Source organism: Photorhabdus machadonis, from assembly GCF_052657765.1.
This window is the reverse complement of the sequence record NZ_CP199761.1, coordinates 2789215-2804858: the sequence shown is the minus strand read 5'-3', so window position 1 is coordinate 2804858 and position 15644 is coordinate 2789215. Positions and strand designations below refer to the sequence as shown.

Genomic DNA, 15644 nt, shown 5'->3' with positions numbered 1-15644 from the left:
TTAAATTAAAAATTACGCATTGTGATTAAAGTGTATTTTCATACTTGTCCTATTTTTTAAACTGTTATTTTTGCCGTGAAATTCTGATTAGTCAGAAAAAATAAAATATAGATTTAATTAAAAGGTTAATTATGGGTTTCATCATGATTAACCTGAAATGGTTATATTGATTATCGATTTTTTAGATTTTAAAGTGTTTAATTTAATAGAAATAACAGAGTGGAAAATAGGGAATAAAATGATGTGAATAAACATTATTTTCAATTCTGAAAAATAATCTATTTCATGGAATATTGATATGCACGGTTGTTTGCTTGCAGCAAGGATCCGGCACACTTCTCGTGGCTCGAATCCCCCCCCGCCCTGTCAGAATGGGGGTTTACGGCGGTTTTTACTAATCTAGGGGGCATACCCGAATAATATGACCGTCAGGGTCTTCAACGAGGAAAGTACGACCAAAAACTTCAGTGTAAGGTTCCTGCACGATTTTGATGTCGGGGTTCTTCCGCCATTCCTCAAAAAGGCGATCTACATCTTCGTGAGATGGCAACATAATACCGATCTCAGAGAACCGCGGGACAGCAACATCTGGCTTGGTTCCACCAGACCAAATAGCAAACAGTGCTTTGTCGTCGGCAGCAAATGCTACATAGCGGGGGCTAGAAAATACGGGTTCAGAATTGAAAAGTGTCTGGTAGAAGGCTGTCGAACGCTCGATATCAGATACGTAAACAAGTTGAAGGTTGGGTTTGGGAGATACTGTCATCATGTCATTCTCATGTAAGTTTGATTCAATATAAGAAAGTAAAAACAAACTGTTGTATCGCTCAACATGTAACAGTTTGTTATTGTATTGCACTTATCATTTTAATGTAATGTTAACTACATGTATATATATACATATAAAGTTCTTGCCATATCCTCCGCGTATGTTCGTCTCGACCATCCTGTTTGGGAATACGCGCCCTTTTAATGATAGAACTACATGGGAAAAAGCGCATTATAGAGAGAAAATCTATCGCACTAACAATAACGACTTAGTTATGATCAGCTTATCTTTGAACTGTATTAAAATTTGCACAACATTAATCTGTTATAAATCAGCGATAAAATTTCTCCACTAGAATTCACATATCCACATTTTTATTATAAGTATTAAATGGAATTAATAGATCTCTATTTATAATGGCGTGGACTATTCACTATCTATCATTTAGTCATTATCGAACCATCAACGATGATATAAGTGTCAGGATGTTTATTCTCATTCGCGCGATATCTAGCACATTAATAATTTTTTTGCAATAGACTCCTTGCGAAAATGTCAAATTTTCATGATGGCTCACTAATTTATAAATTAACAGATGCTTACTCTTTAAAAGATTCTTATAGATCTATACTTATCTAGTTCGTTAATATTTTTAGAACACTCTTTTAACCTTATTTTAACCTTACAAGGATATGCATCATGGGTGTTTTCCAGTATAAAGATTTTGATGACACAACTTCTAAAGAGTTATTTTCTGACGCTAAAACTATCTCCGGGTATGCTTACCATAATCTGGGCAGCGGATTTGCTGAAGGGTATTATAACTATGGTTATGGTTTGGGAATACCATTAACGCTGGTAACTGCACTTATCGGTAGTACGACCTCACAAGGGGTCTCGACTAAATTGCCCTGGAACCCAGATGCGGAAAAACAAGCACGGGATAAACTAAACGGAGAGGGATGGTTTACTATCAGCGCTGATGAGTTAGGCTATAAGGGTAAAACGGATGCCCGCGGCACTTTTTATGGCGAAAAATCAAGTCATTCCACTGCCCAGGCAGAAGTGATGGGGAAATATGACGCTGATGGTAACCTGACCTCAATCGGTATTGCATTTCGTGGCACTAGCGGCCCTCGAGAATCAATAATCACCGATGTATTCGGCGACATTATTAATAATGTGTTGGTAGGTTTAGGGAAAACAGAATATTCGAATAACTATACGCCAAACGCTTTCGGCCGACTGTTAGATCATGTCGCCAACTACGCTAAAGCTCATGGTCTGACTGGGAGCGATGTTCTGGTCAGCGGCCATAGTCTGGGTGGGTTAGCGGCAAATAGCATGGCGGAGTCTAGTGAGGCAAAATGGGGTGGGTTTTACTCTCAATCGAACTATATAACCTTCGCCTCACCATCGCAGTATGAGAAAGGTAACAAGGTGCTGAACGTGGGATATGAGAATGACCCGGTATTCCGTGTACTGACTGGCACCAGCACTACTGCATCGTCAGCAGGTGTGCATGATGCACCAAAGGATTCAGCGACAAATAATATTGTCAATTTTAACGATCACTACGCATCAACCGTGTGGAATCTGCTCCCCTTTTCTATTGCCAACCTATCAACCTGGGTTTCGCATGTCACACCTTTCTATCAGAGCGGTATGCAACGGGTTATGGATTCAACGTTCTACGACCTGACCCATAAAGACTCCACGATTGTCGTCAGCAATCTTTCCAACGTCACCCGTGGCAATACTTGGGTGGAAGATTTAAACCGGAACGCGGAAAAACATACTGGCAGTACTTTCATTATCGGTACCAACAGCAATGATCTGATCAAAGGTGGCAAAGGAAACGATTATCTGGAAGGCCTCAACGGTAATGATATATTCCGCGACGACGGTGGATTTAACATGATTGCTGGTGGGAAAGGCCATAATACCATTGACCTACAGAAGTCGTTAAAAGGCGCGGAAATAGCCTATGACAAGGCGGGAACATTGTATCTGCGCGATGCCCACGGTGATATCACTATTGCCACGGATATCTCCACAATAAGAAGTAAGGAAAGTACGTGGCTATTTCTGACCAAAACAGTAGATTCGCAGGTCAGAGCCGACGGTTTGCACTCCAACCAAGGAGTGAAACAGTACGCTAATTCGGTAACCGGTAATGATGGAAATGATACTCTCACTTCCAAAACCTCCGGCTCCTGGCTGTTCGGTCTGGAGGGTGACGATACTCTGATCGGTTTCGGCAATAATAATGTCTTTGTCGGCGGTGAAGGTAACGATGTGCTAAAAAGTCAGGGTAATAACAATACTTTCCTGTTCAGCGGCGATTTTGGGCAAGATATTGTTTACGGCTACAATAAAACTGACAAACTGGTATTCTTGGGCACAGAAGGCAGCAGTGACGAAAAAAGTAGTTATTTGGATCACGCTAAGATGGTGGACAATAATTTGGTGTTTACCTTTGGGCAAAACTCAGTCACTTTAGTTGGCGTCAGTATGGATAGCCTGTTCGCAGACAATATAATATTGGCATAACACAAAAATCATGCGATACCCTTATCCATAGTGTGGCCATGAAGAATGGCCACCTTTTGGCAAAACAGGCGTTTTTACTTAATTTCCGCAGCCATATGCTCTGTAAATGGTGGGTAGATAGGGCATGCCATCATCAACACATCGTTGTAACTGCCGTTTTTCTCAAAACCAGCAGTTAATTGAGTGAATAGTCTCTACTTTCCTGTGAATTTTCATTGCTTGCTATAAGAATGGATTTCTGTTTTTTTAATATAACCAGTTAGTGAATACTGAATTTAATGGTGAAAATATTTACTTTTTAATAGAGTTTTTTATTATGTTTAAATAATGTTGATGTTATTATTATAGATAAAATCACCATGCTGTTTTTATCAGCTTCTTATTTTAATGGGTAAATTTATAGCATTATTTATCAGGTGAGGAACCTATTATATTAATATGAAGTTGATGCAAAGATTATTTGCATAATTTACACTTCGAATGCGTCATATTTTCTTTATTATTAATCAGGAGTTGGGTATGAAAAAATTGATATCTATGCTATTTATTTTCATTGGTATGATTGGTGCCCCCGCATTCTCAGCGGAAACGAATAGTGGCGTTGTTAGAGTTGCAGAAATAAAAGCTGATTGGGATAATCCTGCACATTATCTTTATACATTCAGCGGAAATTTAGTCGGTAACTGTGGAAAACCAGGTTATATTTGGTCAGGCTCAAGCTCTGAAAACATCAATAAGCTATTAAGCCAAGCTTATTTACAGGGTTTAAATATTAAAGTTGGCATAGAAAACGTAAGTTGCAATATAACTACGGTTTACGTTATTAAACAGCAGTAATTAATTATCACATTATTATCAACAGGATAAAGAGTTAAAAAATCCTCCACTTCATCGTAGAGGATTTTTAAATTAACTTAAACAATATTTCCTTTGTGGAATTATTTCAACACGACGCCTATTATTCGCAGTATATTTCAGTGGCGAAACTTGGTGTATTCTCAATGGTGTCATGAACCGGGCAAGTTTTATTAATAAAATCGACAAAGGCGTGAATTTCTTCTTCGCTATTATCGGCTTTAATATAAAATTTTGTTACTATTTTAGAAAATCCTAATTTTGCTTGTTTATTTCTACCAGTGAAACCATCAGTATCAAGCTCCCCTTCCAGATCAATGTGAATGTCAATTAAATTAATTTTATGCAGTTTAGCAAAAGCCTTTGCTACGATACATTTACAGGCCCCCAGAGAACAAAGTAAAGCTTCAACTGGATTCATCCCCTGATCAGTACCACCTAAATTACGTGGTTCATCTAAATAAAAGGAGAAATCTCTTGATGTACATTCAACTTTCAATCCAGCTACAGATTTTGCTGTGGCTGTAAATAGTTCTTTTGCCATGATCCAACTCCTTATAATCAACATTCGCTTTTCGTAAGGTCAAACACTGATCATTATCATAACGTTTAATTTTTCTTTTTTGTTTTTAAAATGCTTATCTTGCTTTCAACATCACAAATCTAAATCAGGGTAAAACTCAGAAGACAGGATATGGGAAATACTCCAAATACATACATCAGGAAACACATCCAATCCTGAAAATTAAGTCTGCCATACAGATAATTCATATGGCAGTTTGTCAGAGAATACATTCCAGATCAAAAAAGAGCTTATCTTCAAAACAGAATGTTCATCCCACTTTCGGCAGCATCCCACTTACAAGCGCGATCTGAATTGCTATCACTGCAACACCACAGGAAAATACCAGTGCCAGTACTGGCTTGCCACCTAATACCTGATACCGGCGTTCATTGTGCTGACGATTGTGCTGGCGGGATCTAAATGCCAGCAGGCTGGGTAATACCAATGCCAAAATGGACAAAGCGACAGCGGCATATCCCAAAGCCATCACAAAACCTTTTGGATAAAACAGAGCGAAAACCAATGGTGGAACGAAAGTCAGCAAACCGGTCTGCATACGCCCTGTGATATTACTTTTGCGTTTAAACAGATCACCCAGAAAATCAAACAAACCAAGTGCAACACCAAGAAATGAGGTAGTGAGAGACAGATTAGCAAACATTTGTACTGAAATTTCAGTTTTCGGCGAAGCAACAACTTCACGAATACTGTGTAATAAGCCATTCAGCCCTGAGTTTTCAGCTAAAATACCAACAAACGTGACGGAGTTGATACTGCCCAACGTTGCTAATTGCCAGAAAATATAAGAGAGTAGCGGAATGGCGCTACCGATAATAAACACCCAGCGTAATTTACGTATATCTCCATTCATATATTTTACAATGCTGGGAATACTGCCGTGAAAACCAAACGAGGTGAAAATCACAGGAATTGAGGATAATACTAAGCCTTGTTTTAATGGCATAGTCAGTAAGTTGGTATGCTGAACATGCGGTATCATCAGGCCTAGCATTAATATTAGGAAAATAATTTTTGCACTGAAAAGTACCCGGTTAACCATATCTACTGAACTGGTGCCAATGCAAACAATTCCACCACCAATCACAGTAAACAGCGCAACACCGATTGGAGCCGGCCAGGATAAACCAAACCATTTATTGAGGTTGGTTGTCAATAATTCCCCTGCGCCACTGATATATGCGGATGTCAGCGCATACATCAGAAACATCATGCTGAAACCGGCTAATATTTTACCGCTACTGCCAAGATAACGTTGGGCCAACGTTCCCAACCCCGTATCAGGATACTCATACTGATAAACTTCGACCATCAATAATGCGGTATAACTCATCAACACCCACAACCCAACCAGCATGATAAAACTTATACCAAATCCTACACCGGCAGTCGCCAATGGCATGGCCAGCATTCCAGCACCAATCGTAGTCCCGGCTATGATAAAGGTACTTCCAAGGGTACGGTTTTTCATATTTTTTCCCTTCAAATAAACAGTAAATGTTTAATAATAGAAAATCAGGCATCTTTCTTTTTTTCTTCTTCATCAACGATCTGAGTCAGTTTTTTAATAAAAATCTTCTGGAGCCGTTCCCAATATTCGTCAAAATCATCAGTATTACGCAAACAATGGGTCATAATTGCGGCACGTAACAGATATAGGCTGTGAACTTTCTCCCATTCTTCCCGGCTGAAACCACAACTTTCAACGTAATGCCAGGGAGTATCCCCATATTCTCCATAACCAAGAGAGGTGGAAGAGGTCAAAAAGTCATTGGTATAAGTACGGCCAGAGGCATATGAACAAAGCTCATACATCCGTTTATTAAGGCGGTTGTGATGCCCCAGATCGCCATTGCCTTGCTCTTTAAAAGTAAAATTGACCATATGGAAATCAGGATGCGGCATGGCATGAATTTCAAAACGGCGTTTATCAACAACAAGGGGTTCTGCCATTAAAAGTTTTTTAATCATCCAATTGGCGGCCACAATGCCGGAAGCAATCACTTTGCCATAGCCGCTGATATTCAGTGGAACCAATCGGTGTGCAGCCCAAAGTGCGGCTGCGCTAGCCCCGGCTTTTGAACCCTCCATAATAGAAGCGCCAAGTACCACATGCCGGTTAGCGGATTGCGCCTCAACGTCTTCAAACACATAAGCGGCACGGTAGGAAATCAGGTCAACAATACGCTTATCTTTCATACATACCGCACCGGCTGCATATTGAATAAATCCAACTTTATGCGGGTCTACGGTAATCGAATCAGCCTGACACATCGCCCTGAAACTTTGATAAATTTCAGGCTTAGGCCAAATAATATCTTCAGGGATAATGTCTAATTCATGATAACGGCGGATAAGTTCATCATATTCCATCAACTCACCCTGCTCGTTAAGAAACATTGCGCTGGCATACCCTGCATAAGCAGCATCAATATGCAAATAAAATGAGACGCCATAACGCTCTTCACACTCTTTGCGTAACGCAATAACTTCATCAACCCGATCAATGGCACCGACCTCAGTGGTTCCAACGACGCTCACCATAGCTAAAATGGGTTCGCCCTGCTCTATCAGGCTGAACGTGATTTCCCGCATTTTTTCAACATCAGTTCGATAGTTTTCATCTACCGGCAGTGAAACAATGTGCTCTTGACCGATCCCCAAAACATCCATTGCTTTCATCCATGAATAATGCTTCGACTGCGGAACTAGAACTTTGCCAAGCATTCCTTGCGTTATCCCGATACCACGGCAAGAAAGTTCACGAATTTCTTCGAAAATACCACGCCGTTTTAATTCATCAGTCAGATCCAGAATATCTGATGACGACATATTCAACAGTTGTTGTTCTGATTTATTCTCGACCAGATCACAGGATTGCGGGTGTTTTGCGATGGCGAATGGCATAGTTTTTAAATTACGTGCAACCCATAATCCCTCATAGTTGGCAACGGTTCCACCGGATGTGATATGTCCCCAGGCCAGACGGGTGTCATAGCCAAACATCCGGCACAAATCCAGCCCTGCTTCAATTTCCAGCTCGGTAGTTGTCGGGGATGATTCATGAGCACAATTGTTAGGGTTGTACATCATCGCCATGACATAGGCGAGATTAGAAACCATTAAAGTATCAGCATTGATATGCCCCATATAACGGGGAGAGAACCAAGGAACAGAGGTGTTTTTCAATTTTGCTGAGAGCTGGTTCAGAATCCCCTCCGTTCTATAAAGGGTTTCTCTGTAATCAGGTTCATAACGATCTACTGAAGTTACCAAGGCGGGATCTTCTGGGTGAAAATCAGAACGCCAGTGCATATGCTCACTTACGGCATATTCCATCATTTCTCTAAAAAAAACCGCATTTTCTGATTTAGGGCCTAAAAACAACGCATCAACGTTTAAGTGCGAAGTAAACTGCTTAGTCATAATCACTTACCCTTTTCCAACTGACAAAAACGACTGTCAGCAACAGAGAGATTTCGATTTTCTTTATTTGTTAATGAAATCACTATCATTCTCTGATAAGCAGACAGAAACTTTTATGCCACCTGACTTACCAAAAGCGGGTAATACCTCAGTAATCCAGCCATTGAAAAAAAACTATCAGGTGAAATTGATTAGTCATTAACATATCTATAACCGATCATTTGTTAATAGATATAGTCCATATTTGTTAAAATATTAATAATAATGTTAAATATAAATTCTAATTTTGTGCGCGAGGGCAAATAACGGATAAAAACCAATCAGAAAACAGAGGAAAATAATAGCTTATTAGATAGTAAGCTTATTAATCATAAGGATTTTTTCTAACATGAAGCGGTTAATAGATAAAATACAGGGCTACCGGTTGAAAATAGCCCTGATTTAAGAAGAAATACTTTCAAGACGATACATTTACCAACATCACTTTGCCGATAACATCACCCGCTTCCATCATACGATGTGCATCAGCGGCATCTTTCAAATCAAATACCTTACAAATTAATGGGCTGACTTTTCCTGATTTCAGCAATGGCCAGACATATTCTTCCAATTCCCTGGCTATCGCTGCTTTTTCCTCCACACTGCGTGAACGTAATGTAGAACCCGTATGAATCAGACGTTTTTGCATTAAAGACATCAGGTTAAGGTTTTCAGGATTGCCTTTCATCATACCAATCTGAATAATGCGCCCGAACTTAGCAGCCACTTTATAGTTTTTATTGACGTAATCACCACCGATTAAATCGACAACCATATCAACGCCGTGATTACCCGTTATTTTCAACACCCGATCAACAAAATCTTCTTTTCGATAATTAATAACAAAATCAGCGCCTAAGCTGTGTGCAACTTTAGCTTTCTCATCCGAGCCAACGGTTGTCAACACTTTGGCACCGAAGGCTTTTGCTAACATGATAGTGACACTCCCTATCCCGGAAGTCCCCCCATGAATCAGCAAACTTTCTCCTTGTTTCAACTTGCCAGTCTGGAAAACATTAGCCCAGACCGTAAAAAGGTTTTCCGGCAATGCCGCCGCCTGGACAAAATCCAACCCATATATGGGTAAAGCAATGGAATCATGTACCAGGCAATATTCAGCATAACCACCGCCGGCAACAAGAGCGCAAACTTTATCGCCAATACTCCAGCGTTCACAACCTTCACCTTTGGCAACAACTTCTCCTGCAATCTCTAACCCAGGTAATGGAGAGGCATCAGAGGGTGGTGGATAAGAACCCATTCGCTGAAATATATCAGGCCGGTTAACACCCGCCGCAGCCACTTTAACGAGCAAGTAGCCTTTTTCTAATCGTGGTAATGGCGCTTGAACCAGATGCAATTTTTCTGGGCCGCCAGGCTTAACAATGCTGATCGCTAACATATATTGGGGTAATGAATTGATTTGGCTGTGCATACATACCTCTTATTTCTTCTGACGATCCTTTATTATGGATTTCGTTTAATATGATAAGTGGGATTTGAAGTGCCGTAGAACAAAAACCCATTAAACCATGACCATAACAGAAAACTGTTACATGACGCCACTGGCGGGTGCATGTAAATCATGTATGCTTGGATTCTTAAAATCGAAAAATGCCATTGAGGTGCGAATGGAGACAATAGCCGAAGAATCCAATAACCGGGTAATAAAACCGACAAGTGGGTTTAACCAATCTGAACTTCTCAAAGCACGCATCACTAACCTTGCTGATCATTTTATTGATGTGCTTGGAAGAAAAGACCCGGATAGTATTCCCCTATTACTGACTCTGCCGGATGATGAACTTTGGGCGGAAATCAAAGGACGTGCCAACTATATTGAAATAGTGGAAACGGCCACTTTGGAAAAGAAAAAACATGAGGAGTTTATCGAAAGCAGAAACGCTTTTCTTGTCTGTCTTGGGGAATTCGGCGGAGTCTACAAGTCCAGCAAAGTTGCTGACATATTAGGAGTGACCCGCCCCACAGTAAATAAATATGGTGAGAATCATAAACTCATTGTATTAAACTGGGGAATAGAAAATTTATATCCTGTTTTCCAGTTTTCGGTAAATAAAAAAACCAGTAATAAAGGATACTTAAAAGGCGTTCCAGAAATACTGGCTAATATCGGGAAAGTAAGCAACATCAGGAAATGCCATTTTTTCACCCGTAAAATCAATACATTTGATCTTGATATCAGTATAGACGGATCCACAACAGTACTGGATATCCTCAGAAATGGTGCGTCAAATGATGAAATTGCTCAATTAGTGAAATTGGCGCAGATCTTCGGCTCTTCTGATACAAAAGCCTGAACAAGTGTTATTTATGCTGTGTGTAAAATCTGAACCAATAAACGATCACAGCACCACTGTTTGCCCACCATCGACAAGTAGCGACACACCCGTCACGAACGACGCAAGATCCGAGCCTAACCACACCACCGCATTCCCAACCTCTTCCGGCTCACCCAGCCGCCGGAGTGGCATCCGTTCACACAACACATCAAACGTTTTGGCAACTTCAGGCGAAGAAAGAGGAAGTGCTGTATTGATCAACCCTGGGCATACCGCATTGACGCGAATACCCGACGGCCCAAAGGCATCAGCCAACGCAGCGACCATCATATTTACGCCCGCTTTGCTGGTGGAATAGGCCGTCGTGAGTTGACCCGTCCTAATGGACCCCATACTCGACGTTGCCACGATACTTCCACGTTTGCCCAGTTTCATCATCTGTTCAGCTGCTGCCTGTGCGCCGAATAGAACGCCATCAAGATTGACGTTAAGCAACTTGTGAAAATCGTCCGAACTAATTTGTGGGCCATCGGTAGCTAACGCGATTCCGGCGTTGCAAGCCATCAGATCAACACCACCGAACGGTGTAGAAACATTAACCAACGAGTCCATATCACTGCGCAAGGTGACATCACACCGATGAAATATCACTTCCACGCCCATCGAACGAAGGCGCTGGACCACTGGTGTGCCTCCTTCACGAGGTTGATCTGTGATGTCACCGATGATCACGGTCGCGGCACCATGACGGGCAGCCGCCAAAGCAATACCTGCTCCGATGCCACTTGCCCCGCCAGTGACAATCACAACCTTACCTTCTAGCATACGGTCCATGACATTCCTCATTTATGTTGTGTTACCAAGATACGGTGTGATATCAACCGTTGTTTTATGGTATACAAGCTACCTCTTATGAGATTATTCCGGCAACGTTTGAAAGAGGTGTTCCGGTGAGATAATTTCGTTTTTACAAGTGATGTCTCACTTTTTTGAATACCTAACATATCCGATAATCGTTTACACCACATCCAGCCATTCAGGGCTTTTGTTGCGATCACTTGATCCCCTTCATTCACATCAAGTTCTCTGGCTGTATAATTTTCTCTGGCAATTCCGTTGTGAATATCGCCATCCCACTCAATTAGCTGACCTGGCACCCATCCTCCAGTCTGGATTTTAAAATGAAAGGACATAAAATCATTATCCAGTATGACTCAGGGAACATAATAAGTTGGATTCAGCAAAGTAACAGGCGGGTAGTGTTGGCGTTGTGTCAGGAATTTCTTATTAGCCGTCATCTGTCATATTCCTGCTAATTTTAATATCCGACCTCTTTTTGATGCCGTACAGCAAAAATTGTGGCTGTTTCACCCTCAATCCGGTACAAGGCGATATAGCCACTACTTCCAAAATCAATAAGCCATTCTCGGAATGCCGGATCCATATCGTCAACAGGACGCCCTGCTTCAGGCTGGTGTGCCAGCGTTTTCACGCCAGCCCGTATTGTTTTAATGGCCCGGCTAGCAGTGTATTTGTCTTTTTTGGCAAGAAAACGATAGAGCCGCTGTATATCGGCGAGAGCAGGAGGAGACCAAATCAAACATGACATTCAGGTAACTCCGCATCTTCTCCTGCTTCGAGCTTAGCTAACCAGTCGTCCGCTTCTTCAAGTGTCAGGTGTAGCCCATTCTCTTGATACGCTTCCCAGGCACGCAATGCATCCTGTTTGAAGGATTCACGTTTTTCTTCACGCTCTACATAGTCACGTATAGCTTCACGCATTATCCAATGAGCTGAACGATGTCGCACTTCTGCCAAATACTGGATCCGGCTTTTCAAGTTATCGTCAAGTTTTACTGAGGTTGCCATTTTTTCCACCTTAATATTAAAAGGTAATACCTTTAACTACTATATCATAAAATCTCCGCGTTGCTACCAGGTAAAGAAAACCACCGTTTTGTGGATAAAGTATCACGTTCATCACGATAGACCGGCAACCCGCAGCGCAGGATTACACTTTCTCATTCTACCAATCTATTAATTCACATCGAACATCATGACTTAATTTACACACGTTAATCCGTTTGATAAATAATACAAACTTCCATATTAATTCTAACATTGATAATACAGTGATTTTCTTATGTTGGAGCCCTTGTAATTCATTTATCAAAAGATGAGTCTGACTTATACGAATACATATTTCACTACGATTCACACATGCCATATTGATGACGGGCGTCAATAGAACATTAGAGATAGAAAGGATTTGCCCGCTACTGAATAATTGCTGACGGTCTTACCTTTGAAGCTTGCGGCACGTTCCAGCGTCTTTTTAGCGCTGGTCTTCAGCTGAAGGTTAATAAATTCACTCATGCTTTTTTACCTCAACCAATAATGTTAGATGAGCGTTTCCGTGTGCCAGTGCTGTTTTACGGGATGATGTCAACACATTGACACAACCACCCCAATCAACACCATTTTTATCCGGTTGCCACCATGCACCGGTTGGCATTGCCACCACTCCGGGAATAATGCGTTGGGTAACCTCAGCAGGAACCATAGAAATACCACGATCATTAAATACACGCACTAAATCCCCTGGTTCAATATTGCGTTTCTGCGCATCCAGGGGATGAATCCACAATTTCTGGGTTTGAACTTCCTGTACCCAAGGGTTTGAATATTGAGTAGAATTAGAGCGGTTTTTCCCTTTCCAGGTAATTAATTGCAATGGATATTTTTCAGTTAATTTATCTTCCGGCCCTTCGAATGCAGGTACATAATGTGACAATGCCGGAATTTCAGGATTTTGCATGTCGTATAAGCGCTTAGAAAATATCTCTATTTTTCCTGACGGTGTTGGGAATGGATGATTTTCCGGGTCACGAATATTGTCTTCAAAAGCCACGTAGGGCGGTATTTTGAAAAGATGCTTATGCGTACTTTGTAATTCTTCAAAAGTTGGCAAATTTGCTTCCGGCATTATCTGACGATTAGATTCCATAATATGAGCTATCCACTCTTTTTCGTCACGATCTTCGCTGAATTCGCGTTCAACACCCAATTTTGCTGCAACTTCGCGTATCCATTCATAATCAGAACGCCGTTCGAATTCAGGTTCAATCAGCTTTGATGACAGTATGAAATAACTGCCGGTACCCCAGGGATAAGCAATATTCCAGCGTTCCATAAAACTGGTTTCCGGCAATAAGATATCTGCATATCGGGCACTGGGTGCCAAGTAAAGATCACTGGAGACAATGAACTCAATTTTAGATTCATCTGCCAATATTTTGACTGCTTGGTTGATATCTGGGTTTTGATTTGCAAGATAATTACCCGCAAGTGAGAATAACACACGGATATTGGTGTTTAATTTATCAGCATTAACCAAACCCTCTTCCGGGGTAACTTTACTGGCATCATCAGCGGCCTGAACCCAATTCATAACGGAGATTTTTTCTTTTACCGGGTTCTTACCAAGATCGAGCCCGGACAGATATTTATTCCCCGCGACACCACCGAAACCTGCGGCCCACCCGCCTTTTTTACCCACATTACCGGTTATTGTGGCTAAAATTGTTGAGCCACGTGCGACACGTTCACCACAGATATGACGTTGTGGCCCCCATCCCTGCATCAGGGCGGCGGGTTTAGTGCTGGCGTATTCACGGGCAAGCTGACGAATTGTATTTGCTGGCACTTTGGTGATTTTTTCAGCCCATTCGGGTGTTTTTACAATGCCATCTTTAGCGCCCGTTAAATAAGCAACCAAAGATTCATTGGCAGGAATACCCTCCGGCATATTGTCTTCATCAAAACCAATCGCATAACGATCAATAAACTCTTTATCGTGTAAATTTTCACTGACAATCACATACATCATTGCATCCATCATCGCGTTATCGGTTGTTGGAAGCAAAGGAATCCATTGGTCAGCCAGCGAGGAAGCAGAATCGGAATAACGGGGATCGACAACAATAAATTTGGTGCCGTTTTTCTTCATTTTTTGGAAATAGTGATTGGTGTGACCAAAAATAGTTTCAGCCGGATTATGGCCCCAAAGAATCACCAATGGCGTATCTTCCAAAGTATCCAGTGTGCTGCCGGAAGTTGCCACACCATAGGTATAAGGTGTCGCTGCCGCAGTATTGCCCATACTCACGGAATGGTAATATTGTAAATGCCCGCCAGTAATATTCAGTAAACGACGTAACATTTTATCACCGGATGATACACCACCGATGACGGCGGTATTAACACTGACATAGCGACAAGCCGGGCCATATTTCTCAGTAATGTGTTTCAGCTGATTTGCAATAATGGTGGTTGCCTCATCCCAGGAGATTCGCTCAAACTTCCCCTCTCCCCGCTTGCCAACCCGTTTCATCGGATATTTTAAGCGATCAGGGTTATAAACAAATTTGCGATAGCCTTTGCCACGAACGCAAGCCCGCATAATCGGCATGGCTTCATCAAGTTCATGATCAGGTCTGGTGGTTATCCGGGTGACGACTCCGTCTTTAACATGGGCGCGGATATCACATCTTCCCCCACAGTCAAAGGTACTACAGGTTGGGACGACTTTTGTTTCTCCAGTATCGACAACGTTCATTAACAGAGATTCTTGATTTTTTTTCTCCTCTGCGGCCACTGTGCGGGCAGAAACAAAAGGAACGGTGATAAGGGCTGCACTGGCCTGAACAAAACGACGACGGCTGACCACCAACTCATCATTCTGTTCGTTGACTTCATCACTTATTTTTTTATTTTTCATATTAGCCTCCACATTGCATCTCATGAGTATGATGCATGTTATGCAGAGAAAACGGGGCAAATTTTGATAATGCTCAAGTATAAATAGAGTTTAGCTCACATTTTTTTGGAGAATTTTACTAAATCTGGTTAATCCGTTAGCTATAATCGGAATAGTTATATAAAAGAAAGATATTCCAATCATAGATGCTCTCCTGTTAGAACAGTACCGGCTTACGCCGGGCTTCGGCGGATAACCAACAGTGCCATATACAATATCCGTGTACCGCTTTCTATGCGCTACGCGCATGAAAAAACCCGCAACTAAGCGGGTAATGCCAGCATTTCTTTAATGGCCGCA

At 41.5% G+C, this 15644-nt stretch carries 14 protein-coding genes; 3 read left to right on the top strand and 11 right to left on the bottom strand.

Going from position 1 to position 15644, the window contains the following annotated elements; translation table 11 throughout:
• Positions 1 to 394 precede the first annotated feature (394 nt).
• The gene (locus ACUN2T_RS13295; protein ID WP_445493498.1) at positions 395 to 769 is read right to left on the bottom strand and encodes a VOC family protein; all 375 of its coding nucleotides are present in this window, start codon (positions 767 to 769) and stop codon (positions 395 to 397) included.
• Between the two features lie 699 nt (positions 770 to 1468).
• Here ACUN2T_RS13295 and ACUN2T_RS13290 point away from each other — a divergent pair.
• Together ACUN2T_RS13290 and ACUN2T_RS13285 are read left to right on the top strand one after the other, a co-directional pair.
• Positions 1469 to 3322 (top strand): polyurethane esterase, encoded by a 1854-nt coding sequence (locus ACUN2T_RS13290; protein ID WP_445493497.1) that lies wholly within the window; start codon positions 1469 to 1471, stop codon positions 3320 to 3322.
• A 519-nt stretch (positions 3323 to 3841) separates the two neighbouring features.
• Positions 3842 to 4159, top strand: a complete 318-nt coding sequence (locus ACUN2T_RS13285; protein ID WP_445493496.1) for a hypothetical protein — start codon at positions 3842 to 3844, stop codon at positions 4157 to 4159.
• 121 nt (positions 4160 to 4280) lie between these two features.
• Here ACUN2T_RS13285 and ACUN2T_RS13280 read toward each other — a convergent pair whose 3' ends face one another.
• The 4 genes from ACUN2T_RS13280 to ACUN2T_RS13265 form a co-directional block, all read right to left on the bottom strand.
• Complete coding sequence (locus ACUN2T_RS13280) at positions 4281 to 4721, bottom strand: OsmC family protein (RefSeq protein ID WP_166291268.1); 441 nt, start codon at positions 4719 to 4721, stop codon at positions 4281 to 4283.
• A 289-nt stretch (positions 4722 to 5010) separates the two neighbouring features.
• Positions 5011 to 6231, bottom strand: a complete 1221-nt coding sequence (gene tyrP / locus ACUN2T_RS13275) for a tyrosine transporter TyrP (RefSeq protein ID WP_445493495.1) — start codon at positions 6229 to 6231, stop codon at positions 5011 to 5013.
• Between the two features lie 44 nt (positions 6232 to 6275).
• Entirely contained in the window at positions 6276 to 8186 is a 1911-nt protein-coding gene (locus ACUN2T_RS13270) for a pyridoxal phosphate-dependent decarboxylase family protein (RefSeq protein WP_445493494.1), read from the bottom strand.
• Between the two features lie 457 nt (positions 8187 to 8643).
• Positions 8644 to 9660: an NAD(P)H-quinone oxidoreductase gene (locus ACUN2T_RS13265; RefSeq protein WP_445493493.1), complete on the bottom strand. Its 1017-nt coding sequence runs from the start codon at positions 9658 to 9660 to the stop codon at positions 8644 to 8646.
• A gap of 121 nt (positions 9661 to 9781) precedes the next feature.
• Here ACUN2T_RS13265 and ACUN2T_RS13260 point away from each other — a divergent pair, with 121 nt between their 5' ends.
• The gene (locus ACUN2T_RS13260; protein ID WP_445493492.1) at positions 9782 to 10543 is read left to right on the top strand and encodes a hypothetical protein; all 762 of its coding nucleotides are present in this window, start codon (positions 9782 to 9784) and stop codon (positions 10541 to 10543) included.
• A gap of 45 nt (positions 10544 to 10588) precedes the next feature.
• Here the strand turns inward: ACUN2T_RS13260 and ACUN2T_RS13255 are convergent, their stop codons facing one another.
• The 6 genes from ACUN2T_RS13255 to ACUN2T_RS13230 all read right to left on the bottom strand — a co-directional run bounded on the left by ACUN2T_RS13255 (position 10589) and on the right by ACUN2T_RS13230 (position 15305).
• The gene (locus ACUN2T_RS13255) at positions 10589 to 11359 is read right to left on the bottom strand and encodes a glucose 1-dehydrogenase (protein ID WP_445493491.1); all 771 of its coding nucleotides are present in this window, start codon (positions 11357 to 11359) and stop codon (positions 10589 to 10591) included.
• Between the two features lie 8 nt (positions 11360 to 11367).
• Positions 11368 to 11718, bottom strand: coding sequence for a hypothetical protein (locus ACUN2T_RS13250; protein WP_445493490.1), 351 nt, complete (start codon positions 11716 to 11718; stop codon positions 11368 to 11370).
• Positions 11719 to 11843: 125 nt separating this feature from the next.
• On the bottom strand, positions 11844 to 12134 hold the full coding sequence (locus ACUN2T_RS13245) for a type II toxin-antitoxin system RelE/ParE family toxin (RefSeq protein ID WP_445493489.1): 291 nt from the start codon (positions 12132 to 12134) through the stop codon (positions 11844 to 11846).
• The gene (locus ACUN2T_RS13240; RefSeq protein ID WP_011146552.1) at positions 12122 to 12394 is read right to left on the bottom strand and encodes a CopG family ribbon-helix-helix protein; all 273 of its coding nucleotides are present in this window, start codon (positions 12392 to 12394) and stop codon (positions 12122 to 12124) included. Before ACUN2T_RS13240 ends, ACUN2T_RS13245 begins: the two co-directional genes overlap by 13 nt.
• 372 nt (positions 12395 to 12766) lie before the next feature.
• Positions 12767 to 12901: a hypothetical protein gene (locus ACUN2T_RS13235; protein ID WP_445493488.1), complete on the bottom strand. Its 135-nt coding sequence runs from the start codon at positions 12899 to 12901 to the stop codon at positions 12767 to 12769.
• Entirely contained in the window at positions 12894 to 15305 is a 2412-nt protein-coding gene (locus ACUN2T_RS13230; RefSeq protein ID WP_445493487.1) for a DMSO/selenate family reductase complex A subunit, read from the bottom strand. Before ACUN2T_RS13230 ends, ACUN2T_RS13235 begins: the two co-directional genes overlap by 8 nt.
• Between the last annotated feature and the right edge of the window lie 339 nt (positions 15306 to 15644).